This is a genomic window from Aeromonas sp. RU39B (genome assembly GCF_900156095.1).
In the GTDB taxonomy this organism is placed as follows: Bacteria; Pseudomonadota; Gammaproteobacteria; order Enterobacterales; family Aeromonadaceae; genus Aeromonas.
This window is the reverse complement of record NZ_FTMJ01000003.1, coordinates 190,868-216,695: the sequence shown is the minus strand read 5'-3', so window position 1 is coordinate 216,695 and position 25,828 is coordinate 190,868. Positions and strand designations below refer to the sequence as shown.

Genomic DNA, 25,828 nt, shown 5'->3' with positions numbered 1-25,828 from the left:
CATATAAGCTGCATACATTATATATAAATCAGCATGTTAGTAACAAAGTTAGTTGCTTAACCCATGATCCAATTAGGGATTTAGTCATGGATTTTAAACAGCCTTGAGGGATGCCCCTATGTTTTCAAAGATGTCGATCGGCCAGAAGCTCAGTGCCGGTTTTGCTTTTTTTGCCTTGTTGGTGGTGGGGCTGGTGTGGTTTTCCACCACTCAGCTGTCGCGGCTGGATGAGCAGAGTACGGTGCTGGCCGAGAATCTGTTGCCGTCGGTCAACAGTGCCGGGCGGGTGACGACTCATCTTATCAATGCCCGTCGTCTTGAGCTCGGCATTGTGATTGCGGCACTGGGACATGACAGTGCTGACGTGGCTTCCCTGACCGCAGATTTCAATCGCAGCCGTGGCGAATTTGAAAACGAGCTGCAGGTCTATCACCGTCTGCCCTTCTCGAATGCCGAGGAGCGTGAGAACTACGATAAGCTGATTACCAGCGTGCAGCGCTATTTCGCCCTGCACGAGCAGATGATGGCGGCGATTGCCGCTAACGATATGGAGCGCCTCACCGAGCTGCGTAAAAATCAGAGCCGCGCCGCCCTCGAAGAGGCAGGGCGTTATGCTGCAGCTCTGCGCGACATTAATGCCGGGTTGGCCGAGCAGGCTGCCCAGCTCAGTCATGCAACTTATCAGCATGCCGAGCGGCTGATGCTGGCGGTCGGCGCCTTGGCTGTGCTGCTGGTATGGCTGCTCGCCTGGTGGCTCAGCGGCCAGGTACGCCATCCAGTTAATCGTCTGCTGGAGCTGATCCGCCAGATCTCGGCCGGGGATCTCACCGCTCGCATCGAACTGAATCGATTCAACCACGATGAGCTGGGGTCGCTGGCACGCGGTCTGGCCCAGATGCAGGAGAACCTGCGGCAGTTGGTCAGTGCGCTCTCCGGCTCGGTGCAGCAGCTGGCTGGCGCAACCGGTGAGATCAGCGCCGTGGCGCGCGAGTCGGCGGCCAGCATGAGTGGCCAGCAGCATGAGCTCAACCAACTGGCGACAGCGATGCATCAGATGCAGGCAACGGTGCAGGAGGTATCGCGCAATACCAGTGAAGCCGCCGAGGCGGCCGGTCAGGCCAGTCAGCAGGCAGGGCAGGGAACGGGCAAGGTTCAGCTGTCGCTGCAGCAGATCGATCAGGTTGCCGCTGCGCTAGAGAGTGCTGCCGGTGAGATCCATCAACTGGGCGATGACAGCCGCAACATCGGTGTCGTGCTGGAGGTGATTCGCGGCATTGCCGAGCAGACCAACCTGTTGGCGCTCAATGCGGCTATCGAGGCGGCGCGAGCCGGCGAGCAGGGGCGTGGTTTTGCCGTGGTGGCGGATGAAGTACGCACTCTGGCCAAGCGCACCCAGGATTCCACGTCACAGATCAACAGCATTATTAGCGAGTTGCAGCAGCGCGCCGAACAAGCCGCCGTGACCATGCAGCAGAGTCAGAGTCTGATGCAGAGCACGGTAGTGACCGCCCGCGAAGCCGGCACCGTGATCAGCGAGATCAGTGGCGCGGTCGGACACATCTCGGAAATGAATATCCAGATCGCCACCGCGACCGAGGAGCAGGGGGCGGTGGGCGAGGAGCTAAGCCGCAACGTGGTCAATATCAGCCGGGCGACCGAGCAGGTGGCGACCGGTGCTTCCCAGATGGCGCAGGCCTGCGCCGATCTCGATCTGCTGGCCGGTCAGCTGGGCGGTATGGTTCAGCGTTTCAGGTTGTAAACAGAACGGGGCCAAGCGGCCCCGTACTATTACTGGAAGTTGAACTGAATAACGGTGGGCGGGTTGCGCAGCTGGAACAGCTCCTGGCGAATATATTCGGCCTGGCGCTGCAGATAACGGCGCTGGCTGCGATAATCTTCCCGTTCAGCGTCGCTCAGATTGTCGTGCAGACGCCGCTCAATCGCGCCTAACTGCTGCTCAATGCGATAGAGCTCCTGTTGCAGAGACTGCATCCGCTGATTGACCTCATACTCCTGACGACCGCGCTGATATTGCTTGAGGAAGGTGGCGTCATTGGGGCAGACCCCCTGATATTGCTCACCATTCACACCCTTGCGATAGGCCAGCTCGGGAATGCAGTAAAGCTCCAATCCCTTGGCATAGCCACGCTGCCACTCGGCCTCATCAACCTTCACGCCATATTCGCTGCAGCTTTTTTGATAAGAGCCGAGCGCATCGCGGGTGTGGCCCTGCTGGCCGTCCTGATAGCCGAGGTTATACCAGCTGACGCTGCGACACTCCTCTTCGGAAAGAGATGAACAACCGGCTAGCAAAAAGGGGAAGGTGACGAGCAAGAGTCGAAGGCGCATGACGCAGATTCCGGTCTACAGAGATGGCGGCATTGTAGTGCTCTGCGCTGGGCGGCTCAATGGGCTGCCCAGTGGCAATCGCTCTGACGCTGGCGTTGTTCACCTTGTGCACTGCCCGCCTGCCACTGTAGCACCAGCAGGCCGAAGCGCCCGAGCCGGCGCAGCTCAAACGCATAATCGAGACACGGGTTTTGGCTAAGCTGGCCAGAAGCGGGAGCCGCATTGAGCCGATAGTGGTAGGTCAACTGCGGACCATCGCTGAGGGTCGCGCCAATGCCTTCTGCTTGCTTGGCGGCAAGGTGGCGACGCAGGGAGAGCGGCGAGTCGAGCGCTTTTTGATAGTGCAGGCCGTTGAGTTCGGCCAGCTCCTCTTCCAGTTGCTGCATCTCTCCTTGTAGCGTTCCAAGAGCCTGGCCTAGCGCCTGCCGGTTTGGCGAAGCGCAGCCACTTAACAGCAGAGCGAGCAACACCAACAGCAGACGCATGCAGACTCCTGTCATCACAGAATTACAGTAACAACTGGCTCGGAGGCAGGCTGGCCAGCAGGGCTTTGAGGCGCGCGAGCCCCTCACCCAGACGCGCGTCACTGGCCGGCTGCGAGATGCTCAGGCGCACCGCTTGCACCGTGGCTTGCTGGCTGGCCGCAAACAGCTCGCCGCTGGTCACGCCAACGCCCATCCTGTCTGCCGCCATCACAAACTCGCTGCAACGCCAGGGGGCGGGTAGCGCGAGCCAGGCATGCATCGCCCCCGGCTGCCAGCGTGCTTGCGGCAGCAGATGGGCCAGCAGCTCACCACGACGGGCCAGCGCCTGACGCTGCTCTTCCAGTAATGCCGTCAGCTGCCCCTGTTGTACCAGACGAGCCGCCAGTTCGACCAGCAGCGGGCTCACCATCCAGCTGGATAAGCGCATGGCTTGCCCCAGTGCTGGGCGTAAAGACGTTGGGCAGAGCAGAAATCCAAGGCGCAGACCGCCGCAAGCAATTTTGGCCAGACTGCCCAGATGAATGACCCGCTCGGGCATCAGGCTCACCATGGGGGTAAACCGGGTGGCCGGCAACAAGCCGTTGACGTCATCTTCCACCACCCACACCTCATGGCGGGCGCAGACCGCCAGCAGCTCACGGCGGCGCGCCTCCCCCATGATGGCGGTGGTGGGATTTTGCAGGGTTGGGGTGAGATAGATAAGTCGTGGTCGACGCTGGCGGCACAGCGCCTCAAGGGCATCGGGGCGCATCCCTTCATCGTCCATGGCGACAGCACTGACTTGGCAACGAAGCTGGCGCGCCGCCCCGAGCAGGCCTGGGTAGCTCAAGCTCTCGCACGCGATATGCTCTCCCACGCAGCCCGTGGCGAGCAGGGTTAGCAAGATGCCGTGCTGGGCGCCATTGCTAAATAGAAAGCGGTCGTGGGTGGCTGCAATGCCATGACTGCCCAGCCACTGCAAAAACACGTCGCGTTGTTCGGGTCGGCCTGCCTCGTTGTCATAACCGAGCAGGCGGTTGAGGCTGCCATCGCGTTCAATCTGTTGCAGCAGGGGGCCGACTTTGGCGGCTCGGTCGAGTGGCACCGGCAGATTTTGCCACAATTCGATGCGGCCATCCTGCTCTTCACGCAGTGGCCAGTCACTGGCGGTGGCCTCCTCTTCACTGCGCACCCAGGTGCCATCGCCCACCCGGGCGGTCAGCCAGCCACGGCGCTCCGCTTCGGCATAGGCGCGGGTGATGGTGCCAACAGTGACGCCAAGCCGATCTGCCAGCGCTCGTTGGGTCGGCAGGCGGGAGCCACCGGCCAGCTCACCCTGACCGATGGCGTGCTCGATGGCATTGGCCAGACGCAGATAGAGGGGGCCTGAATAGGCTGCGAGATCGGGAGTCCACATTGTCATGGTGACAATAAATCCATTGATCGAAAGATTGTCCCAATATAGCGTGAATTTCATACCAACAATAGCGTTATCACCTCGATTGTATCGAGACAATATGGATAGTTCAGGAGCTCATACGATGACAATGGAATGGTTTGCCACCCTGCTGGGATTTGCGATTCTTACCTGTGGAACGCCGGGCCCCAATAACCTGATGCTCACCGCCTCGGGCGCCAATTTTGGCGCGCGGCGCACCTTGCCGCACCTGCTCGGAGTGAGCTTTGGCCAGCCGGTCCTGCAACTGGTGCTGGCTCTGGGACTCTATCCCCTGTTCGAACAGTGGCCGCTGCTGCGTTTGGCGCTGCAGGTGTTTGGCAGCGCTTATCTGCTCTGGCTGGCCCTGCGCATTGCACTGGCCGGTTCTCCGGCTGATCCGGCGCAGCGCAGCCGTCCCCTCAATTTTGTAGAAGGCATCGGTTTTCAGTTCATCAATCCCAAGGCCTGGATGATGGGGATCTCTGCCATCAGTCTGTTTACCTTTAGTGGCCAGGCTTATTGGACGAGCCAGATGGCCGTGATGAGCATCTTTCTGATGGTGGCCGCGCCGGTCTGTTACTGCTGGGTGTTGTTTGGTCAGCAGTTGGGACAGTGGATTCGCAGTGAACGTGGCTGGCGTCGCCTAAATGGCACCTTGGGGGCATTGACGGCGCTGTGCGTGGTGATGCTCTGGATCTAGTCGCTGGGTATTGTTGTGAAGCGAGGGGCTGCGGCATAGTAGTGCGCTTGCTGATATTCAAGGAGAGTGCGAGATGGATCTGAACTGGCTGCTGCCGCTGGCCGGCTTTGCCCTGGTAACCTGTGGAACCCCTGGCCCCAACAATATGCTGCTGACCACCTCGGGGGCCTCCCAAGGCTTTCGTCGCAGTCTGCCGCTGCTGGTGGGGGTCGTCGGTGGCATCAACCTGATGATTCTGGCAATGGCGCTGGGATTGGGGGTCATCTTCGAGCGCGTGCCACTGCTGCACGATCTGCTGCGGATCATCGGCTCTCTCTATCTGCTCTGGCTCGCCTGGAAGGTGGCCAAATCGACAGGACCGGCGGAGGGCAATCGTCCGCTGATCCCGGCTCATCAAGGCGCGTTGCTGCAACTGCTCAATCCCAAGGCCTGGATGATGGCGCTGTCGGCCATCGGTGGATTTACTCTCAGCGGCGAAGCCTATTGGCCATCGGCCATCTGGGTGCTGGCGATCTTCTTTGGCACCGGACTCTATACCGGCGCGTTCTGGGTGGTGTTTGGGGCCCAGGTGCGTCGCATGATCCGCACTCCGGTCGGTTGGCGTCGTTTTAATCTGGGTATGGGGGCCGCGACAGCTGCCTGCGTACTAATGATCTGGTTATAAGGATTCAATCATGCTCTGTATCGGTGTGCTCGGTGGCATGAGCTGGGAGTCAACGGTCAGCTACTATCAGGCGCTCAATCGTGGGGTTCGGGAGCGTCTGGGCGGCCTGCATTCGGCCCGCATTCTTTTGCATAGCGTTGATTTTGCTGAGATTGAGCGGCTGCAGGCGCAAGGGGACTGGGAGCAGGCCGGCCAAGTGCTGGCCAAGGCGGCGCGCTCTCTTGAAGCGGGTGGCGCCGATTTTCTGCTGCTGGCGACCAACACCATGCATAAGGTGGCGCCGGCGCTTGAGGCTGCGGTCAGCATTCCGCTGCTGCATATTGCCGATGCGACCGGAGCCCGGCTGGTGCGTGACGGGGTGCGTCGCGTCGGGCTGTTGGGTACACGTTTTACCATGGAGCAGGATTTTTATAAGGGACGCCTGAGTGAGCGCTTTGCTCTGGAGGTGGTGACGCCCGACGAGCTGCAGCGTGAGCGTGTGCATCGCATCATCTATGACGAGCTCTGCCTTGGGGTCGTCAATGATGCCTCGCGCGCTGAATATTTGGCTATCATCAGCGCGCTGGCCGAGCAGGGCTGCGAGGCGGTGATCCTCGGTTGTACCGAGATTGCCTTGCTGGTGGGGCAGTGTCAGGCGGCGGTTCCCCTGTATGACACCACCGCTATTCACGCTGAGGCCGCTATCAGCGCTGCCCTCTCTTGAGGCTTGATATTCTACTGGTCAGATCTCATATCCTTCCCTGTCTCATATCACCCATGCCAAAAGTGTGTAAAATTGCGCCCTGACTTTTCGGCCCGTCGGGCCGTTTCTCCGAAAATGAAGGCATTCCCGTGGCAGAAGTAGACAGATTTGCAGAGATTCGTCCCTATAACGATGACGAAGTGGCCGCCGCCATTGATCGTCTGATCCGTGACGATGAATTTATTGGTGCCATCGCCAAATACCGTTTTGGCAATCTGGTCAATGGCTTGGGGTGGTTGCTCAAACCATTGATCCGGCTGGTATTGCGCTACAAATGGGCGGGCGTCAACACAGTGCGTCAAGTGCAGCTGGGGGTGGCCAGCTACATGCAGCGCATGATCGCCGGCTCGACCGATGGGGTGACCTTCTCCGGTTTGGAACATCTGGCGGCAGACAAGGGCTATCTGTTTGTTTCTAACCACCGCGACATCGCCATGGACCCGGCCTTTGTCAACTGGGGCCTGTTTAGCTGCGACCGTGACACGGTGCGTATCGCCATCGGCGATAACCTGCTGCGTAAACCCTGCGCCACCGAGCTGATGAAGCTCAACAAGAGCTTTATCGTCAAACGCTCGGCCAAGGGGCCGCGTGAAATGATGAAGGCGCTTGGCGATCTCTCTGCATACATCGGTGACTCGGTTCATACCGGTCACTCCATCTGGATCGCCCAGAAAGAGGGGCGTGCCAAGGATGGGGACGATAGAACCGATCCGGCCATCCTCAAGATGTTCTACATGGATGGCAAGAAGCAGAAGCTGGATTTTGTCGATTACATGCGCACGCTCAACATCGTGCCAGTGACCATCTCTTACGAGTGGGACCCGACCGACATGGCCAAGGCTCGCGAGCTCTACGAGAAGGCCCAGTTTGGTCGCTATGAGAAGGGCGAGTTCGAGGATATCGAAAGCATCGTGGCAGGTATTGTGGGCCACAAGGGACGAGTGCATGTGGCATTCGGTGCGCCGGTACAGGATGGTTTCAGCGATCCGGACCAGCTGGCGGCCCTGATTGATCGGACCATCTGGAGTCACTATCACCTCTTCCCGAGCAACTATCTGGCTGCCGGTCAGCAAGATAAGGCTAACGAACGGGAAGTGGCCGCGTATGCCGAACGACTGGCTCGCGTGCCTGAGGCTCATCAGGATCTGTGGCGACAGATGTATGCGAAGCCAGTTGAGAACTTAAAAAATATTTGATGATTTATATTTTTTATTTATAACGGGAGCAGATGCTCCCGTTTTTGTTTCTGGTCAAAAAAGTGGGGGCCAAGATGGTGAATACTATGGTTTCAGCTGGTACGATGTTGAAACCCCGTTTCGGGCCAAAGGGCCCCGTTTGATGATGAGTGAGGCCCGAAGATGATCACTGGTAACTTGAAAGCACTGGAGCGAGCGCTGCTGCACCCGGTGTTGGAAAAAGTTCTGCGCGAGGTCGTGGTATCGATCGAGCAGTGGGACGGTCGCCCGATTGGTCGCGTTGATGTGGACGGTGATCGCCTCTTCTGCCTGGTGCAGGAAGATCTCACCGAGCCGGCCGATGAACGTCACGGTGAGTTTCATCAGGAGTACCTCGATATCCAGCTGCTGCTCTCCGGTCGTGAATGGATCGGTGTTGGTCCCGAGCAGTACCGTCTGGAAGGCCTGACTCATCCTCATCCCGACCTCTGGTTTGTCGAGGTGGAGCAGGAGAGCTGGCTGGCGCTCAAGCCCGGCGATTTCGCCATTTTCTATCCGGGCGAGCTGCACCGCCCCCTGTGTACCCACGGCATGCCTGCCCCGGTACGCAAGCTGGTGGTCAAGGTGCATAAATCCCTGCTGGCTTAAAAGCCGCAGCCGAATTGAAGAATTGGTCGCGCCCGCCGTGCGGCCATAAGACCCCGACTGTGGGGATCCTGTCCCATGTGGATAACACGACACGGCATGATGCCGAACCACAGGAAGATTCAGAAATGAGCAAGTTGGTATTGATCCTGAACTGCGGCAGTTCCTCCCTCAAATTCGCAGTGATGGACGCCGAGTCCGGCGAGGCCTGTCTCTCCGGTCTGGCCGAGTGCTTTAACCTTGACGATGCCCGGATCAAATGGAAATTGCACGGCGTCAAGGGTGAAGCCATGCTGGGAGCCGGTGCGGCTCACCAAGAGGCCCTCGATCATATCGTTCACCACATTCTGAGCCAGGATCCCACGCTGGCTGCTCAACTGGTGGCTATTGGCCATCGTATCGTTCACGGTGGCGAGCGCTTCTCCAGCTCGGTGCAGATCAACGACGACGTGATTGCCGGTATTGAAGCCGCCATCCCGTTTGCGCCGCTGCACAACCCGGCTCACCTGATCGGCATTCGTGCCGCCCTCAAGGTGTTCCCGCAGCTGGCTGACAAGAACGTGGCCGTGTTTGACACCGCCTTCCACCAGAGCCTGCCTGAGGAAGCCTACCTCTACGCGCTGCCCTACAAGCTCTACAAAGAGAACGGCATCCGTCGTTACGGCGCTCATGGCACCTCTCACCGTTTTATTGCCGAGCAAGCCGCCATTGCGCTGGGCAAACCGCTCGCTGACGTCAATGTCATCAACTGCCACTTGGGCAACGGTGCTTCGGTCTGCGCCATCAAGAACGGCAAGTCGGTTGACACCTCCATGGGGTTGACTCCGCTGGAAGGTCTGGCCATGGGTACCCGCTCCGGTGATCTGGATCCTGCCATTATCTTCTTCCTGCACGACAAGCTGGGTTACTCGGTGGACGAGATCAACACCCTGCTGACCAAGCAATCCGGTCTGTTGGGTCTGACTGAAGCGAGCAGCGACTGCCGCTACGCTACCAGCAACTATGGTAGCGATGCCGGTGCCAAGCGTGCTGTTGACGTCTTCACTTATCGCGTTGCCAAGTATGTTGGCGCTTATGCCGCTGCGATGGATGGTCGTCTGGATGCGGTTGTGTTCACCGGTGGTATCGGTGAAAACGCCGCCATGATCCGCGAGATGATTCTTGATCGTCTGGCTCTGCTCGGCTTTAAGGTCGACAAGCAGGCCAACGAAGCGGCCGTGTTGGGTGGTGAAGGTCGTATCACCACCGAAGATAGCCGTCCGGCGCTGGTGATCCCGACCAACGAAGAGTGGGTCATTGCTCGCGACGCAATCGCTCTGGTGGGCTAAGTCCACTTGATGAAACAACGCCCGGCTTGCCGGGCGTTGTTGTTTACAGCGGATAGAGATGTAGAAAAGGCGCCGGGTGGCGCCTTTTCTCTGCAAGGGACCGAGGTTATTTCACCTCGACACCCTTGGCTTGCAGGTCGGCGTGATAGGACGAACGCACAAACGGACCGCAGGCGGCGTGGGTAAAGCCCAGCTCCATGGCCACGTCTTTAAGCGCATCAAACTCAGCTGGCGGCACGTAGCGCTTGACCGGCAGATGGTGACGGCTTGGCTGCAGATATTGACCCAGCGTCAGCATGTTGACGCCATGAGCACGCAGATCTTTGAGAACCTCGGCGATCTCTTCGTTGGTTTCGCCAAGACCCATCATCAGACCGGACTTGGTTGGCAGGTCCGGGTGCATCTCCTTGATCCGGCGTAGCAGCTCCAGCGACCACTTGTAATCGGCGCCAGGACGGGCCACGCGGTAGAGGCGCGGGGCAGTTTCCAGGTTGTGGTTAAACACATCCGGCGGCGTTTCACGAAAGACCTCAAGCGCCTGCTCCATCCGGCCACGAAAATCCGGAGTCAGGATCTCGATGCGGGTCTGCGGGCTGTGCTCACGAATCTCGCGGATGCAGTCGGCAAAATGCTGGGCACCGCCATCACGCAGGTCATCGCGATCCACCGAGGTGATCACCACGTAACGCAGGTTCATCTCTTTGATGGTCAGCGCCAGCTTTTTCGGCTCTTCCGGGTCGAGCGGCAGCGGACGACCGTGGGCCACATCGCAGAAGGGGCAACGACGAGTACAGATGGCACCCATGATCATGAAGGTGGCCGTACCGTGGTTGAAGCACTCGGCCAGGTTGGGGCAGGAGGCCTCTTCACACACCGAGTGCAGCTTGTTTTTGCGCAGGGTGCTCTTGATGTGATCGATCTTCTGGCTGCTGGGCGGCAGCTTGATCCGCATCCAGTCGGGCTTGCGCAGCACTTCCTCGTCGGCGTCCGGCATGAACTTGACCGGGATCAGCGCCATCTTGTCGGCATCACGCAGCTTGACGCCCGGCTCCATACGAATGGGTTTGCTCATGATTCACTCTCGGTGTTCGTTATTGTGTGGTAGCCGATCCGGCTCGCCAGTTCGGCGACCAGAACCGGTGCAGCGTCAGAGACGCTTTGTGGCCCACCCAAGGCACTGGCTTGGGTCATCGCCATGCCGGCATAGCCGCACGGGTTGATGCGCAAGAAGGGGGCAAGATCCATATTGATGTTCAGGGCCAGCCCGTGAAACGAGCAGCCTTTACGAATACGCAGTCCCAGTGATGCTATTTTGGCGCCATTAACATAGACGCCAGGTGCATCGGGCTTGGCATAAGATTCGATATTCCACTTGGCGAGGGTGGCTATGATGGCGTTTTCCAGCGCGCTGACCAGCTCGCGCACCGACAGGTGACTGCGGCGCACATCGACCAGCACATAGAGCACCAGCTGGCCAGGGCCGTGATAGGTAATCTGCCCGCCACGATCGCTCTGGACCACCGGGATATCGCCGGGATTGATCAGGTGCTCAGCCTTGCCGGCCTGTCCCTGGGTGAAGACCGGATCGTGCTCCACCAGCCAGAACTCATCGGGCGTATCGCCACTGCGCTGGTCGGTGAAGGCCTTCATGGCATCCCATACCGCGAGATAGGGGCGGCGGCCAAGATGGCGAACAATCAGGGGCGGGAGATCCTGCGGCATCACTTCCTCGTCAATGTAATATCGCCCCGGCACGGCGGGGCGAACAACGCTTACAGTACGTAGCGGACCTGTTCGATCTCGCCGAGGGCAACGTACATCGCTTCGATGTGTTCTTTGCTATGGGCAATCACGGTCACGGTGACCGAGTGATAATTGCCCTTGGTGCTGGGACGCACGCTCGGGCTGTAAGTGCCCGGTGCATGCTGCTGCAGCACTTCCACCACCCGATCCGGCAGGGCGGGATCGGCCACGCCCAGTACCTTAAACGGGAACTTGCAGGGGAACTCGAGCAGCTCGTCAAACTTGGTATTCATTGCTTCACCTTTGCTGGGCAGCTCGGGCTGCCCGTAGATTATCTTGCTCAATCCCGAAACGGGATGCATCACAGTATGGGGGCGCAACCGGGCAGCTTCAACCCGAGGCGGGCAGATACCATGATGGTGAGGTGGTGCTTTTTACCACAAATCCAGGGTGGGCGGAACCGATAAACCGAAAGGTTATTACAGGTGAAATGAAAAACGGCGCCTAGTGGCGCCGTCTTGCAGAGTGAGCCGATTACTTAAGCAGGCTCTGGATCAGCATCATCAGGTAATCCCAAACGCGGCTGAGCAGATTGCCTTCTTGCACCTCTTCGAGGGCAACCAGCGGCGCTTTGGCAATCTCTTTGCCATCGAGCTTGACGGAGACGGTACCCACTTGCTGGCCCTTGGTCAGCGGTGCCTTCAGCTCGCTGTCGAGTTGGAAATCAGCCTTGAGCTTGTCAGCCTGACCACGGGTAATGGTCACTGCTACGTCTTTATCGACACCCAGCTTCACGGTCGGCTTGTCACCCATCCAGATCTTCTGGTTGACCAGCTCGGTTCCGGCCTTATACGGGGTCAGAGTCTGGAAGAAGCGGAAACCGTAGGTCAGCAGCTTCTTGCTCTCGTCAGCGCGCACCCGCTCGCTCTCGGTCCCCATCACCACGGAGATAAGGCGCATCCCCTCTTTGTTGGTGGCGGAGGCAACCAGGTTGTAGCCGATTTCACTGACGTGGCCGGTCTTGATGCCATCGACGTTGAGCGAGGTGTCCCACAGCAGACGGTTACGGTTGTGCTGGGTAATACCGTTGAACTGGAAGTCTTTCTGCGAGTAAATCTTGTACTCTTCCGGCACATCGCGAATCAAGGCCTGACCGAGGACGGCCATGTCGTGTGCGGTGGAGTAGTGGTTATCGTCGAACAAACCGTGCGGGTTCATGAAGTGGGAGTCCTTCATGCCGAGCTTGGTGGCCCAGGTGTTCATCATGTCAGCAAAGGAGTCGGTACTGCCGGCGATGTGTTCGGCCATGGCGACACAGGCATCGTTACCGGACTGGATGATGATCCCCTTGTTAAGGTCATCGACCGAGACCTGTTTGCCCACTTCGATGAACATCTTGGAGGAGTCGGAGTAGTTCTTGGACCAGGCGTTCTGGCTAACGGTGACCATGTCATCACGCTTGATGTTCCCCTTGAGCAGCTCCTGGCCGATGATGTAAGAGGTCATCATCTTGGTCAGGCTGGCAGGCGGGAGGCGCTCGTTGGAGTTCAACTCGACCAGCGTTTGGCCGGTGTAGTAGTCCATCAGGATATAGGACTTGGCGGCGATGGCGGGTGGAGTGGGAACCATAGGCGACTCGGCGCTGACAGAGGCAGCGGCACTGGCCAGGGTGGTGAGAAGCAGAGCATTGACAAGTTTGGACATCTTGGGACTTCCTGGGTGCCTGGTGGGGTCCCACGGACCCCTGGAACAAAAAAACGGGCTCCACTATACCAGATGTGCCCTTGCGCTACACAGCGGAAGCGACAATCTGGCGCTTGTGAATTGACTAACTGATGAAATAGGCTTGGCGATAGCCCAGTTTTTTCACTTTTTTCATCAACATCTGCTGTTGCTTGGTCGGCACTGGCCCCAGCACCAGTCGGTGCCATTGACCATTACTGACCACGTAATAGGGAACGTGCAACTGCTTTTGCAATTGCTTGCCTTGCGCGACCAGTTTCTCTTTATGGCTACCGCTGAGCACCTGCAGCTTCTTACCACCCACCACCGGCGCGTCATCCACGGTTTTTTTGGCGTGGCGGCGGGTTGATGCGGTGAGCTCTGGCTCAGGTTTGGCCTGGGCGCGGGCCAGCGCCGGGCTGACTGTTTCCAGACGCACTTTCGCCGTGCCACTGCGCGCCATGCCAATTTCAGCGGCGGCTGCATGGCTGATATCGATCAGCAAATGGCGGTTAAACGGACCGCGATCGTTGATCTTGACGATGACCTGACGACCGTTGTTGAGGTTGGTGACCCGCACATAGCTGCCCAGCGGCAGAGAGCGGTGCGCCGCCGTGAATTTACGGCTGCTCATTACTTCGCCACTGGCGGTGCGGCGACCATCAAGGTCGTGCGCCAGCCAGGAGGCAGTGCCGGTGGCGCGATAGCGACCGGAGCGCGCCCAATTGGCCAGCGGCTCGGGATCGGCGTCGACGCCCTGGTCACTGGATTGCAAGACCGAGCGATCGCTGTTGTAAAGTGGCTCTTGGCCGGCCGCATTGGCACGGGCCAGCACCTCGTAAAGAGGTGGCTCCTGCTGCGTGTTGGCAGCAGTGTTCCCGGTCGCCGCCGTCGGCGCCGGATGATGGCTACAGGCAACCAGCAACAAAGCAAGGCAGCCAGAGAGGAGTGTGCGGCAAAGCATTGTCATGACATTCCTTTCGTGTCTTTCAGGTTGTTGGTCGGTGTGCCGGTCAGGCGATAAAACAGACAAACCGAGGCGGCATGGTAGCACGCACTGGGCGACCATGCCTCCCCGGAAAGTGTGAGCTGCGACAGACTATGCCAGCAGGCGACGGTGAGTGTGGATGGACATCAGGATGCCAAAGCCGGCCATCAGGGTCACCATGGAGGTGCCACCGTAGCTCACCAGTGGCAGGGGAACGCCCACGACGGGCAGGATGCCGCTCACCATACCCATGTTAACAAACACATAGACGAAGAAGGTCAGTGTCAGGGCGCCGCCGAGCAGCCGCTCGAAGCTACTTTGCGCCTGCATCGAGATATAGAGGCTGCGACTGATCACATAGAGATAGAGCAGCATCAGGATGGCAACCCCAATCAAACCGAACTCTTCGCTGTAAACCGCGAAGATAAAGTCGGTATGGCGCTCGGGCAGAAACTCAAGCTGGGATTGGGTGCCCTGCAACCACCCCTTGCCAAACAGGCCGCCAGATCCGATGGCAATCTTGGACTGAATGATGTGATAGCCGCGGCCGAGCGGATCTTTTTCCGGATCGATCAGCATCAACACCCGCTGGCGCTGGTAGTCGTGCATCAGGAAGAACCACATGATGGGCAAAAAGGCGGCCACCATCAGCACTGCCAGACCAATCAGCCACCAGCTGATCCCTGCCAAGAAGATCACGAAAAAGCCCGATGCGGCAACCAGAATCGAGGTCCCCAGATCCGGCTGAGCGGCGATCAGTAATGTCGGCACCAGCACCAGCATGATGCTGATCAGCAGATGGGTGAACTTGGGCGGCAGCGGATGGCGGCTGAGCCAAACCGCCACCATCACCGGCATCGACAGCTTCATCAGCTCTGACGGTTGGAACTTCATAAAGCCCAGATCGAGCCAGCGCTGCGCCCCTTTACCGATATGGCCAAATACGTCCACCGCAATGAGTAACAACACCACCACGGCAAACAGGGGCACCGCCCAGCGGGCGTAAAAGTTGGGATGAAACTGCGCCATCACAATCATGATGCCGAGCGATAGCAGGCCACGCATCAGTTGGCGCATCAGGTCATCCATGCTCTGACCCGATGCGGAGTAGAGCACCACCATCGAGAGCGCCATGATGGCCAAGAGGCCGATCAGCAGGGGCACATCAATGTGCAGGCGATACCAGAGGTTGTTCTGGCGTTCAGAGTTATTCATGGTTGCTTCTCCTGCGCCATCTGCTCATAGGCAGGTTTACGCGGCGGGGCGGGGGGCAGTTGGGGCTCTGGCGGCAGCAGCAGGGCATCAAACATGGCGCGAGCTACTGGCGCGGCATTAACCGAGCCGCCACCGGCGTTTTCCAGAACCAGCGCAATCACCGCCTTGGGATCTTCATAAGGTGCAAACGAGACGAACAGGGCGTTGTCACGGTGCTCTTCCTTGATGGCGTGGGCGTTGTAGGTCTGGTTCTCTTTCAGGCCGATAACCTGGGCCGTCCCCGATTTACCGGCAGCCACATAGGGGGTATTGGCAAACGCTCGTCGACCGGTCCCTTCATGACCGTTGATGACGCGCCACATCCCCTCACGAGCCACTTTCCAGTAGTTGTCATCTTTCACCTGCAGCGCCATGTTGGGGTTGACCGGCGCATCCTGGCTGCTGGTGGCCGTGGTGGTGCGCTTGAGCAGGTGCGGAGTCACATCGTGGCCATTTTGGGTCAGGATACTGATACCACGAGCTAGCTGGATTGGCGTGGCACTCCAATAGCCTTGGCCGATCCCGATGGAGATGGTGTCGCCCTGGAACCAGGCTTGATGCCAGCGCTTGCGCTTCCACTCCCGCGACGGCATGACGCCCTTGGTCTCTTCGTAGATATCGACGCCGCTGTACTGGCCAAAGCCAAATTTGGTCATGTATTCGTTGATGCGATCGATACCGACTCGATAGGCCAGATCGTAGAAGTAGGTATCCGCCGAAACCTCAATGGCCCGGTAGACATCGAGCCAGCCGTGGCCCCACTTCTTCCAGTCGCGAAACTTCTTGGTGGTCCCCGGAATCGAGAAGGTCGGGCCGCCAAAATAGCGATAGGTTGGAGTAATCGCCCCTTCGTTGAGACCCATCACCGACATCATCGGCTTCACGGTCGAAGCCGGTGCATAGATACCCTGAGTGGTCCGGTTTACCAAGGGGCGCGCTGGATCGTTGAGCAGGCCGGAGTAATCCGGTCCGCTGATGCCGTTAACAAACAGATTGGGGTCGTAACTCGGGCTCGACTCCATGGCGAGGATCGCGCCGGTTTTGGGATCGACCATGATCACCGCACCGCGGCGGCCTGCCAGCAACTGCTGGGCACGCAGTTGCAGACGGATATCGATGTTGAGGTAGATATCCTTGCCCGGGATCGGCGGCAGGAACTTGAGAGTTCGCACAATACGGCCGCGGTTGTTCACCTCGACTTCCTGGTAGCCGGTAGTGCCGTGCAGCACGTCCTCGTAGTACTTTTCGACACCCTGCTTGCCGATATCTTTGCTGGCTGCGTAGTTGGAGAGCTTGCCATCGGCGTCGAGCCGCTCGAGATCCTTGGTGTTGATCTTGGAGACATAACCCAGTGCATGGGTCAGGGTGTCGCCAAACGGGTAGTAGCGCTTGAGGTAGGCCTCAATGCTGGCGCCCGGATAGCGGTATTGGTTGAGTGAGAAGATGGCGACCTGCTTCTCGCTGAGCTTTTCATACAGGGCCACCGGTTTGAAACGGCGTTGGCGCTTGGTTTCAGCGAGGAACTTCTCTTTGGTACCGGGCGGCAGTTCCAAAAGGGCGACCAGATCATCGGCCATTTTGGCCACATCGCCAGCCTCTTCGGGCACGATTTCCAGACTGTAGACCGGGCGGTTTTCCGCCAGCAGTACACCGTTGGTGTCATAGATGAGGCCACGGGTCGGCGCGACCGGCACCACCCGGATGCGGTTGTCGTTAGAGCGGGTCTGGTAGGTATCGAACGAGAGAATCTGCAGATAATAGAGGTTGCCAAACAGCACCACCATCAGCACCAGCATACCGATAAAGGCAACCAGAGTCCGGCGGAAGAAGAGTCCGCCTTCGGCACTGTGGTCGCGCATCTGAACCCGATCTTTTAGCATGTGGGCTCCTTGCTGCGCGCAGCAGAATCAATAACAGGGGCGACCATGGCATCACTCCCGGTGGTATGGGTGGTTGGTGGTGATGCTCCAGGCACGATAGAGACTCTCGGCCACCACCACGCGCACCAGCGGATGCGGCAGGGTCAGCGGCGAGAGCGACCAGCTCTGCTCGGCAGCCTGCTTGCACTCGGGCGAGAGGCCTTCCGGGCCGCCGATCAGCAGCGCCACGTCGCGACCATCCAGTTTCCACGCCTCGAGCTGCACGGCCAGTTGTTCGGTTGTCCAGGGCTTGCCCGGAATGTCGAGCGTGACAATGCGTGAGCGCCCGGCAACCGCCAGCATCGCTTCCCCCTCCTTTTGCAGGATCCGGGGAATGTCGGCGTTTTTGCCACGTTTGCCGGCGGCAACTTCGGTGAGCTCAAAGGGCATGTCTTTCGGGAAGCGGCGGCGATACTCTTCAAAGCCGGTCTCTACCCAGGCGGGCATCTTGGTGCCCACCGCAATCAACTGGAGTTTCATCGATCAGGCTGCTTCAAGAGGGGCGCCGCCCCACAGTTTTTCCAGTTGATAGAAATCGCGATATTCATCCTGCATCACGTGAACGACCACGTCGCCCAAGTCAACCAGCACCCACTCGGCGCTCTCTTGTCCCTCGACACCCAGCGGGTCATGGCCAGCCAGTTTCAATTCACTGGCGACATGGTGCGCGATAGAGCGAACGTGGCGGTTGGAGTTGCCCGAGCAGATGATGAGGGTATCTGTGATGGAGGATTTGCCGCGGACGTCCAGAGTAATGATGTCGCGGCCCTTCATGTCATCAATCTTGTCGATGATAAAGGCGTGTAGAGCGTTGCCTTGCAATGACCTTCTCCTGTGATAGCGTCTCGGCGGCTAGCGGGGGGCGCGGATTATATCATGAGCATCCCGCTTTCCCACATAGAGACCATGCTGACGAATATACTCTGCTACTGATTGAGGCAACAGTTCGCCCGGATCGTTCCCTGTTGCCAGCAGCGCACGAATGTCGGTGGCCGAGAGGGCCAGCGGCGCATTGGCGGAAAACCAGATATGGCCTGCCAGCGTATTGCGCAGTGCTTCGGGTGTGTGAGTCTCGTGCTCGGCCAACAGGATTTGCAGCGTCTCGCCGGCTACCTTGTGGTCCCAACCGGGTCGCACGCTGACCACCAGATGGGCCAACTCCAGCAGCCGCTGCCAGCGGTGCCAGGTGGGCAGGCTCAACAGTGAATCCATCCCCATCAGGAAACAGAGCGGTGTATCGGGCAGCTCACGGCGCAGCTCTTCGAGCGTATCCACTGTCCAGGAGGGCTTGTGGCGGTGCAATTCGCGCTCATCGACGGTCAGGCCAAACTCGGCGGCCGCCAGACGCACCATGGTAAGGCGCTGCTGGGCACTGCAGTGGGGCAGTGCACGATGGGGCGGCAGTCGGTTGGGCAGCAGGCGCAGTTCACGCAGGCCAATGGCATCACGCGCAGCCAATGCCGGCTGGATATGCCCCATGTGGATAGGATCGAAGGTGCCACCGAGCAGGCCGAGAGGGGCTCTTAGCATGGCAGCGCCTCTGCGAGCGGCAGCGGAGCAGCATCGCGAAAACCGATGCAGAGGGTCGCCAGCCACAACCAGGCACGCTCTTGGTCAAATTGGCGCAGGCTCTGGTCAAGCTCTGCCATTACCAGCCACAACTGACTTAACTTGCTGACCGGCAGGCGGTTAAGTGCTTGATTGATAAGTTGCTGGCGGCTTTGCCAGATGCGCAGACGATTAAAATGTTCGCTCAGCGATTGGCCTTCCTGCCGGGCCAGCGCCAGGGTTTGCAACTGTTCGAGTTCACGCGCCAGCACCCAGGCCAGCTGACCGGGCTCGGTACCTTCGGCACGTAGCGCAGCCAGAATACGCTGGGCCCGGTTGATTTTCCCCTCCAGCAGGGTATCGACCAGCTGAAACGGGGTGAAATGGGCGTGGCGGGTGATGGTCTCTTGCAGATACGCAACCGTCACCGGCTGGGGCGGTGAGAGCAGGGTGAGCTTCTCAATCTCCTGGCTGGCGGCCAGCAGATTGCCTTCATAACTGTGGCACATGAAGTTGACGGCATCCGGCATCGCTTTGAGACCGAAGCGTTGAAAACGGGTACTCATCCAGCGCGGAAAAAAGCGTGGCTCGGGATGATTGACCGGCACCCAGACGCCCTGTTTTTCCAGTTTGTCGAACCAGGCGGCCTTGGTCTGGGCCTGCGTCAGGCGCGGGCCTGACAGGATCAGCAGTAGATCACTGTGCAGCTGCTGGCCAATTTCGGTGATGCGTCCGGCCAGATCCTTGTCCATCTTGGCGGGCAACTCGAGCTCGATCACCTGGCGGCTGGAGAACAGGGAGAGCGCCTGACAGGCATCGTAGATCTGGTTCCAGTCCAGCCCCGGCTCAACGGTAAAGCTGTGGCGCTCATCGAAGCCTTTCTCGCGCGCTGTGCGGCGAATGCTATCGATGGCTTCCAGTTTGAGCAGTGGCTCGTCACCAAAAACAAGATAGCAGGGCCGAAGCCCTGCTCTTAGATGCTCATCCAGCTGCTCTGGAAAAATCCGCATTAGAAACTGACCTGACTGAGCTGCCGAATAACCTGGTTGGCCGCCTGCTCCTGCATCTCCTTGGTCAGCTGCTCTTGCTCGCGGGAAGAGGCCAGCGCCGCATCCGATTTTTTCAGGAAGCTGCGGTTAAACGAGATGGGAAACACCTGGGTCGGTTTGCCCGGCACTTCGACGGTAAAGCTGGTGTTGAAGCCGAGGACATATTCGGTGTCCTGACCCAACACGTTCACCGAGGCGACTTTGCTGGAGCTGCTTACCCCACGCAGATTAAGAACCGGAACCCCTTGCGCTTCGGAGAGGGTGACGCCGGATGCCTTCAGGCGCGTGGTGACCAGACGATAGAAATCACTCTTGTTGTCACCGACCACCTTCATGGTCATCAGCTCGGGGGGGATAGTCATGCCGCGCAGGTGAAAACCACAGGCCTGCACCAGCAGACCTGCGACCAGAATCACCAGCCAATGACGCATCAGACGGGTCATCGGATTCCTCACTTAGTTGGCCACGATGTTGAGCAGCTTGCCCGGGACATAGATCACCTTGCGCACTGTCTTGCCATCGATATGCTTTTGCACGCCGGCATCGGTCATGGCGAGCTCTTCGATCTGCTGCTGGTTGATCTCGGCCGGTACGGTGATCTTGCCGCGTACCTTGCCGTTTACCTGCAGCACCACCAGCTTCTCATTTTCGACCAGAGCGGCTTCATCTGCCACCGGCCAGCTGGCGTCATCGATCTCGCCGCCCTTACCGAGCGCCTGCCACAGTTCGCAGCAGATGTGCGGAGTGATGGGGTAGAGCATCACGACGACCGCTTCCAGCGCCTCTTGCAGCAGGGCGCGCTCTTGCGGCTCGCTACCGAGACGGGCCAGACCGTTCATCAGCTCCATGATGGCGGCGATGGCGGTGTTGAAGGTCTGACGGCGACCCACGTCATCGCTCACCTTCTTGATGGTCTTGTGCAGTTCACGGCGCAGTGCTTGCAGATCGCTATCAAGCGCGGCCACATCCAGTGCCGGAGCCGCCCCCGCACCCAGGTGCTCGAAAGTCATCCGCCACAGGCGGCGCAGGAAGCGCAGGGCACCCTCCACGCCGGAGTCGGACCACTCGAGGGTCATTTCGGCCGGGGAGGCGAACATCATGAACAGGCGCACGGTGTCGGCGCCATAGCGCTCGACCATCAGTTGCGGGTCGATGCCATTGTTCTTGGACTTGGACATCTTGGTCATGCCGGAGTGGATCACTTCGCGACCTTCGTTGTCCACCGACTGGGTAATGCGGCCCTTCTCGTCACGGGTAACGCTGACGTCGAGCGGGCTAACCCAGACCCGGGCACCCTTCTCGTCGGTATAGTAGAAGGCATCGGCCAGCACCATGCCCTGGCAGAGCAGACGCTTGAACGGCTCGTTGCTGTTCACCAGACCGGCATCGCGCAGCAGCTTGTGGAAGAAGCGGGCGTAGAGCAGGTGCATACAGGCGTGTTCGATGCCGCCGATGTACTGATCGACCGGCAGCCAGTGGTTGGCCTTGTCCACATCGAGCATGCCCTTGTCGTAATCCGGGCTGCAGTAACGGGCGTAGTACCAGGACGACTCCATAAAGGTGTCGAAGGTATCGGTCTCGCGAAACGCCTCTTCCCCGTTATAGGTGGTCTTGGCCCATTGCGGATCGGCCTTGATCGGGCTCTGCACGCCATCCATCTGCACATCTTCCGGCAGCAATACCGGCAGTTGGTCATCCGGCGCCGGTACAACGGTGCCGTCCTTGAGGGTCAGCATGGGGATCGGTGCGCCCCAGTAGCGCTGGCGGGAGACGCCCCAGTCGCGCAGACGGTAGTTGACGGTGCGCTTGCCACGGCCAAGCGCTTCCAGCTTGCCGGCAATGGCATCAAAGGCCGCCTTGAAATCCAGATCGTCAAATTCGCCGGAATCAAACAGCACACCCTTCTCGGTGTAAGCCACGGCGCTCACATCCAGCGCGCTGCCATCGGCCGGCTTGATGACCGGGATGATTTCGAGGCCGTACTTGGTGGCAAATTCGTAGTCACGCTGATCGTGGGCCGGGACCGCCATGACGGCGCCGGTGCCGTAGTCCATCAGCACGAAGTTGGCGACCCACACCGGCACCTTGCGGCCGCTGAGCGGGTGAACGGCATACAGGCCGGTGGCCATGCCCTTCTTCTCCATGGTGGCAAGCTCGGCTTCGGCCACCTTGGTGTTCTTGCACTCTTCGAGGAAGGCGGCCAGCTCCGGATTGCCGACAGCCGCTTGCTGGGCCAGCGGGTGGCCGGCAGCGATGCCCACATAGGTCACCCCCATCAGGGTGTCCGGACGGGTGGTATAGATATCAAAAGAGGCATCCTGACCGTCCACCTGGAAGGTCATGGTGACTCCTTCGGAGCGGCCAATCCAGTTGCGCTGCATGGTCTTGACCATTTCCGGCCAGCCATCCATCTGATCCAGCTCGGTCAGCAGCTCTTCGGCATATGCCGTGATCTTGATAAACCACTGCGGGATCTCTTTTTGCTCAACCGGGGTATCACAGCGCCAGCAGCAGTTATCGACCACCTGCTCGTTGGCCAGCACGGTCTGATCGTTCGGACACCAGTTGACCGATGAGGTCTTCTTGTAGACCAGTCCCTTCTCATAAAGACGGGCGAAGAACCACTGCTCCCAGCGGTAGTAGTCCGGTTTACAGGTCGCGAGTTCGCGATCCCAGTCATAACCCAGACCCAGCATCTTGAGCTGGTTCTTCATGTATTCGATGTTTTCGTAAGTCCAGGGGGCCGGCGCGGTCTTGTTCTTGATCGCGGCGTTTTCGGCCGGCAGACCGAACGCATCCCAACCGATCGGCTGCATGACATTCTTGCCGTTCAGACGCTGGTAGCGGGAGATGACGTCACCTATGGTGTAGTTACGAACGTGCCCCATGTGTAGACGACCTGAGGGATAGGGGAACATGGAGAGGCAGTAGAACTTCTCCTTGTCGACCTTTTCCACGGCCTTGAAGGTTTTCTGGGTGGCCCAGCGCTTCTGCACTGAGGGTTCGATCGTCTGGGGAACGTACTGTTCTTGCATTGGTGACATCCGGATCTGTGAATTGGATTGGAACATCCAGCTGGAAAATCGCCATAGAATACCGAGTAACGGCGGCCGCAACAACCGGCCCGGGCTGGCAAGAGGGAGGAGAAACCATGGACAAGCAGAAAAAGGGCTATGAAGCCTTTATTGAGGAGCTGCGGGCCCAGTGGGAAGCAACCGGACAGTTCCAGGGCGAGCGTCTCAACCGGCTGGTCGCCCGGGTACAGGCCTATCTGGAGGCAGCAGGCGATCTGACCCGTGACGAATGGGCCTTGATTGCCGAATACGTCAAGCGTGACCTCGGCAATTTTGATGAGGGACGCCAGGAGCAGGAGCCGTCGACCTTTGGCCTGATGCTGGAAGATTCCATCTGGGGTTGGTTGGCCGAAGCGACCGACCGGGCTCAGGTGGAGTGGACCGAGCTTGCGGCAGACCTTGAGCATAAAGGGGAATACCAAACTGGCGATTGGGTCGGGCTGGGGGTCATGGTCTGCCAGACCTGTGGCCACCGCCATGTCGTGCTGCGACCCGAGCAAGTCACTGATTGTATTGAATGTGGCGACAGCCACTTCATCCGTGAACCGCTCTCTCCCTGACTGAACGTGTAGCAAGAAAAAGGCGCCGGGTGGCGCCTTTTTTATGTTGTTAATCCCGCTGATGCCAGGGATGGGCGCGTGGCCGCAGCCAGAGGCCGAGCACCAGCAGCAGAGCGGCAATGCCATACATGGGCAAGCTGCCCATGCGTTGATACGGCGTCATGCCGTTAGCCGGACGCACATCCACTTCCAGTACGCCATCCTGAAACTGCGGGATCTGGCCGATGATGCGACCATCAGTCTCGGTGGCGACCGTGATACCGGTGTTGGTGGCTCGCAGCAGCGGACGCGACAGTTCGAGACTGCGCATCCGGGCGATCTCCATGTGCTGCCAGGGGCCGATGCTCTGACCAAACCAGGCATCATTCGAGACGGTCAACAGGAAGTCGGTATTGGCCTGCACGTTGCGACGCACCTCTTCGGGGAAGACAATCTCGTAGCAGATGGCTGTGGCCAGACGCAGCCCTTTGGCGAGCAAGTTCTCCTGGATTGGCGCCCCTTCACTGAAATCTGACATGGGCAGATTGAAGAAGGGGGCAACCGGGCGCAGCAGGTCGGCCAGCGGCACATACTCGCCAATCGGCACCAGATGCACCTTGTTGTAGCGGTTATCCTGCTGATAGCGATAACTCTGGCTGCCCGCCTTGTCGGTCACGCCCAAGCCCAGCACCACGTTATAGAAGTGGCGCTCTTCCTGATTGAAATTGATGATGCCGGTGATGAGGGCGGTATCGTTAACCTTCATCGCCTTATCGAGATTCTCAAGATAGGGCACCATCTGCTTTTCCAGCGCCGGAATGGCCGACTCGGGCCAGATGACGATATCGGCATCCGGATGGGCACGGCTGAGATCCTGATATTTACGCACGGTGGGCACCAGCGCATCCGGGTTCCACTTAAGCGATTGCTCGATGTTGCCCTGCACCAGTGCGATCTTGACCGGTTCACCACGGGTGACCCAGGAGTGCTGCATCGAGAGCATGGCGACAGCCACCAGTGCGCCCGGCAGCACCAGCCAGAGCAGGTTACGGCGCAGCCAGATTTGCCACAGGCTGGCGGCGGTCAGCAGCAGGGCGAGCGTGATGCCCTGCACCCCGAGCAGCGGTGCCAACCCCTTGAGCGGGCCATCAATCTGGGTATAACCGAACCAGAGCCAGGGAAAGCCGCTCAAGACCTCGCCGCGCAGCCAGTCAGCAGCCAGCCAAAGGGCCGGGAAGGCAAGCAGCCAGCGACTCCAGTGCCGCTCGCGAAAGAAACGGGCAAACAGCCAGCAGGCCAGCGTCGGATAGAGCGCCAGATAGGCCGACAACCCAGCCAGCAGCACAAAGGCTACCGGCAGCGGAATGCCGCCAAAATAGGTCATGCTGACGTGGATCCACCACAGGCCCGGCAAGAACAACCCCATGGCATAGCCAAAGCCGCGCCAGGCGGCCTGTTTGGGTGTCGCCCGCTCCAGCAGGGCAAACAGGCCAAGCAGGGAGGGGATCACCAGATACCACTGGTTAAAGGGGGCAAAAGCCAAAACGGCCAGCGCCCCGGAACCCAGGGCGCTGACACTGATAAGAAGTTTCGATTTCACGGATTATTGAGGCTCTGATTGGGCTGCAACATGATCTTCCGGTATCTTAACCTGCAACTGCTGCAAACGGCGACGGTCCGCGTGCATCACTTTGAACAGATACCCTGCCAGTTCTATCTCTTCGCCCTTCTCCGGTAGATGGCCAAAGGCGTGCATCACCAGACCGCCGACCGTATCGACCTCTTCATCGCTGAAGTTGCTGCCGAAGAAGTCGTTGAAATCCTCGATTTCGGTCAGGGCGCTCACCGAGAACACCCGCTTGCTGATACGGCGGATCTCATCGGGCTGGTTATCGTCGTCATCGAACTCATCGTCAATCTCGCCAACGATAAGCTCCAAAATATCTTCAATGGTGACCAGACCGGAGACACCGCCAAATTCGTCCACCACGATGGCCATGTGATAACGCTGGGCCTGGAACTCCTTGAGCAGGCGATCGACGCGCTTGCTCTCTGGCACGATCACCGCCGGGCGCAGGAAACGCTCGATGGCAAACGGCTCTTCACTCTGACCGAGCCCCACTTTTAGCAGGTCTTTGGCCAGCAGGATCCCCTCGACGTGATCCTTGTCCTCATTGATGACAGGAAAACGGGAGTGGCCTGACTCGATGATGACCGGCAGAAACTCTTCCACTGCCTCGGTCTTCTCGATGGTCACCATCTGCGCCCGCGGGATCATGATATCCCGCACCCGCAGCTCGGCGATCTCGAGTACGCCCTCTATCATGTCTCTGGTTTCCTGATCGATCAGGTCACGGTCGCCCGCGTCCTGGATCACTTCCACCAGTTCATTGCGGTCCTTGGGCTCGCCCTGGAACAGCTGGCTAAGTTTGTCGAGCCAGCCCTTCTTTGGCGAGCCGGTACTAGGGTGTTCGTCGGTCATCTTGT

The 25,828-nt window shown here is 59.2% G+C and carries 26 protein-coding genes; 8 read left to right on the top strand and 18 right to left on the bottom strand.

Annotation, left to right across the window (positions count from 1 at the left end; all coding sequences use genetic code 11):
* Positions 1-118 precede the first annotated feature (118 nt).
* Entirely contained in the window at positions 119-1,759 is a 1,641-nt protein-coding gene (locus tag BW958_RS06280) for a methyl-accepting chemotaxis protein (protein WP_076574887.1), read from the top strand.
* 29 nt (positions 1,760-1,788) lie between these two features.
* Here the strand turns inward: BW958_RS06280 and BW958_RS06275 are convergent, their stop codons facing one another.
* Genes BW958_RS06275 through BW958_RS06265 form a run of 3 tightly spaced genes read right to left on the bottom strand, consistent with a single transcriptional unit; the run spans position 1,789 to position 4,236 of the window.
* A complete protein-coding gene (locus BW958_RS06275) occupies positions 1,789-2,349 on the bottom strand; it encodes a DUF2799 domain-containing protein (protein WP_076574886.1) in 561 nt (186 codons plus the stop codon).
* A gap of 56 nt (positions 2,350-2,405) precedes the next feature.
* Positions 2,406-2,834, bottom strand: coding sequence for a hypothetical protein (locus BW958_RS06270; protein WP_076574885.1), 429 nt, complete (start codon positions 2,832-2,834; stop codon positions 2,406-2,408).
* Positions 2,835-2,856: 22 nt separating this feature from the next.
* A complete protein-coding gene (locus BW958_RS06265; RefSeq protein WP_076574884.1) occupies positions 2,857-4,236 on the bottom strand; it encodes an aminotransferase-like domain-containing protein in 1,380 nt (459 codons plus the stop codon).
* A gap of 118 nt (positions 4,237-4,354) precedes the next feature.
* Here BW958_RS06265 and BW958_RS06260 point away from each other — a divergent pair, with 118 nt between their 5' ends.
* From BW958_RS06260 to BW958_RS06235, 6 genes are all read left to right on the top strand, one after another.
* Positions 4,355-4,951 carry a LysE family translocator gene (locus tag BW958_RS06260; protein ID WP_076574883.1) on the top strand — a complete coding sequence of 199 codons (597 nt, stop codon included), beginning with the start codon at positions 4,355-4,357 and terminating at the stop codon, positions 4,949-4,951.
* A 73-nt stretch (positions 4,952-5,024) separates the two neighbouring features.
* Positions 5,025-5,615: a LysE family translocator gene (locus BW958_RS06255; RefSeq protein ID WP_076574882.1), complete on the top strand. Its 591-nt coding sequence runs from the start codon at positions 5,025-5,027 to the stop codon at positions 5,613-5,615.
* A 10-nt stretch (positions 5,616-5,625) separates the two neighbouring features.
* Positions 5,626-6,318 (top strand): aspartate/glutamate racemase family protein, encoded by a 693-nt coding sequence (locus BW958_RS06250; RefSeq protein WP_076574881.1) that lies wholly within the window; start codon positions 5,626-5,628, stop codon positions 6,316-6,318.
* Between the two features lie 128 nt (positions 6,319-6,446).
* Entirely contained in the window at positions 6,447-7,553 is a 1,107-nt protein-coding gene (locus BW958_RS06245; RefSeq protein ID WP_076574880.1) for a 1-acyl-sn-glycerol-3-phosphate acyltransferase, read from the top strand.
* Between the two features lie 162 nt (positions 7,554-7,715).
* Positions 7,716-8,180: a NanQ anomerase/TabA/YiaL family protein gene (locus BW958_RS06240; protein WP_076574879.1), complete on the top strand. Its 465-nt coding sequence runs from the start codon at positions 7,716-7,718 to the stop codon at positions 8,178-8,180.
* 125 nt (positions 8,181-8,305) lie between these two features.
* Positions 8,306-9,505: an acetate kinase gene (locus BW958_RS06235; RefSeq protein WP_076574878.1), complete on the top strand. Its 1,200-nt coding sequence runs from the start codon at positions 8,306-8,308 to the stop codon at positions 9,503-9,505.
* Between the two features lie 106 nt (positions 9,506-9,611).
* Here the strand turns inward: BW958_RS06235 and lipA are convergent, their stop codons facing one another.
* The 13 genes from lipA to leuS form a co-directional block, all read right to left on the bottom strand.
* On the bottom strand, positions 9,612-10,577 hold the full coding sequence (gene lipA / locus BW958_RS06230; protein WP_076574877.1) for a lipoyl synthase: 966 nt from the start codon (positions 10,575-10,577) through the stop codon (positions 9,612-9,614).
* Entirely contained in the window at positions 10,574-11,227 is a 654-nt protein-coding gene (lipB, locus tag BW958_RS06225; RefSeq protein ID WP_076574876.1) for a lipoyl(octanoyl) transferase LipB, read from the bottom strand. Before lipB ends, lipA begins: the two co-directional genes overlap by 4 nt.
* Positions 11,228-11,277: 50 nt before the next feature.
* Entirely contained in the window at positions 11,278-11,541 is a 264-nt protein-coding gene (gene ybeD, locus BW958_RS06220; RefSeq protein ID WP_076574875.1) for a DUF493 family protein YbeD, read from the bottom strand.
* A 241-nt stretch (positions 11,542-11,782) separates the two neighbouring features.
* Positions 11,783-12,952 carry a D-alanyl-D-alanine carboxypeptidase family protein gene (locus tag BW958_RS06215; RefSeq protein ID WP_076574874.1) on the bottom strand — a complete coding sequence of 390 codons (1,170 nt, stop codon included), beginning with the start codon at positions 12,950-12,952 and terminating at the stop codon, positions 11,783-11,785.
* 124 nt (positions 12,953-13,076) lie between these two features.
* Complete coding sequence (locus tag BW958_RS06210; RefSeq protein WP_179078821.1) at positions 13,077-13,940, bottom strand: septal ring lytic transglycosylase RlpA family protein; 864 nt, start codon at positions 13,938-13,940, stop codon at positions 13,077-13,079.
* A gap of 129 nt (positions 13,941-14,069) precedes the next feature.
* Entirely contained in the window at positions 14,070-15,173 is a 1,104-nt protein-coding gene (gene rodA / locus BW958_RS06205) for a rod shape-determining protein RodA (RefSeq protein WP_076574872.1), read from the bottom strand.
* Positions 15,170-17,092 (bottom strand): penicillin-binding protein 2, encoded by a 1,923-nt coding sequence (gene mrdA, locus BW958_RS06200; RefSeq protein ID WP_076574871.1) that lies wholly within the window; start codon positions 17,090-17,092, stop codon positions 15,170-15,172. The genes rodA and mrdA overlap by 4 nt, the downstream gene beginning before the upstream one ends.
* A 51-nt stretch (positions 17,093-17,143) precedes the next feature.
* Positions 17,144-17,611 carry a 23S rRNA (pseudouridine(1915)-N(3))-methyltransferase RlmH gene (gene rlmH, locus BW958_RS06195; protein WP_076574870.1) on the bottom strand — a complete coding sequence of 156 codons (468 nt, stop codon included), beginning with the start codon at positions 17,609-17,611 and terminating at the stop codon, positions 17,144-17,146.
* A 3-nt stretch (positions 17,612-17,614) separates the two neighbouring features.
* The gene (rsfS, locus tag BW958_RS06190; protein ID WP_076574869.1) at positions 17,615-17,953 is read right to left on the bottom strand and encodes a ribosome silencing factor; all 339 of its coding nucleotides are present in this window, start codon (positions 17,951-17,953) and stop codon (positions 17,615-17,617) included.
* 30 nt (positions 17,954-17,983) lie between these two features.
* Positions 17,984-18,661 carry a nicotinate-nucleotide adenylyltransferase gene (nadD, locus tag BW958_RS06185; RefSeq protein WP_076574868.1) on the bottom strand — a complete coding sequence of 226 codons (678 nt, stop codon included), beginning with the start codon at positions 18,659-18,661 and terminating at the stop codon, positions 17,984-17,986.
* Positions 18,655-19,689 carry a DNA polymerase III subunit delta gene (holA, locus tag BW958_RS06180; protein WP_076574867.1) on the bottom strand — a complete coding sequence of 345 codons (1,035 nt, stop codon included), beginning with the start codon at positions 19,687-19,689 and terminating at the stop codon, positions 18,655-18,657. Before holA ends, nadD begins: the two co-directional genes overlap by 7 nt.
* Positions 19,689-20,171, bottom strand: a complete 483-nt coding sequence (gene lptE, locus BW958_RS06175; protein ID WP_076574866.1) for an LPS-assembly lipoprotein LptE — start codon at positions 20,169-20,171, stop codon at positions 19,689-19,691. The genes holA and lptE overlap by 1 nt, the downstream gene beginning before the upstream one ends.
* 12 nt (positions 20,172-20,183) lie before the next feature.
* The gene (gene leuS / locus BW958_RS06170; protein ID WP_076574865.1) at positions 20,184-22,763 is read right to left on the bottom strand and encodes a leucine--tRNA ligase; all 2,580 of its coding nucleotides are present in this window, start codon (positions 22,761-22,763) and stop codon (positions 20,184-20,186) included.
* A 116-nt stretch (positions 22,764-22,879) separates the two neighbouring features.
* Here leuS and BW958_RS06165 point away from each other — a divergent pair, with 116 nt between their 5' ends.
* On the top strand, positions 22,880-23,362 hold the full coding sequence (locus tag BW958_RS06165) for a zinc ribbon-containing protein (protein ID WP_076574864.1): 483 nt from the start codon (positions 22,880-22,882) through the stop codon (positions 23,360-23,362).
* Positions 23,363-23,411: 49 nt separating this feature from the next.
* Here the strand turns inward: BW958_RS06165 and lnt are convergent, their stop codons facing one another.
* Together lnt and corC are read right to left on the bottom strand one after the other, a co-directional pair.
* A complete protein-coding gene (lnt, locus tag BW958_RS06160; RefSeq protein WP_076574863.1) occupies positions 23,412-24,941 on the bottom strand; it encodes an apolipoprotein N-acyltransferase in 1,530 nt (509 codons plus the stop codon).
* A gap of 3 nt (positions 24,942-24,944) precedes the next feature.
* Positions 24,945-25,823 carry a CNNM family magnesium/cobalt transport protein CorC gene (gene corC / locus BW958_RS06155; protein WP_076574862.1) on the bottom strand — a complete coding sequence of 293 codons (879 nt, stop codon included), beginning with the start codon at positions 25,821-25,823 and terminating at the stop codon, positions 24,945-24,947.
* Positions 25,824-25,828 lie beyond the last annotated feature (5 nt).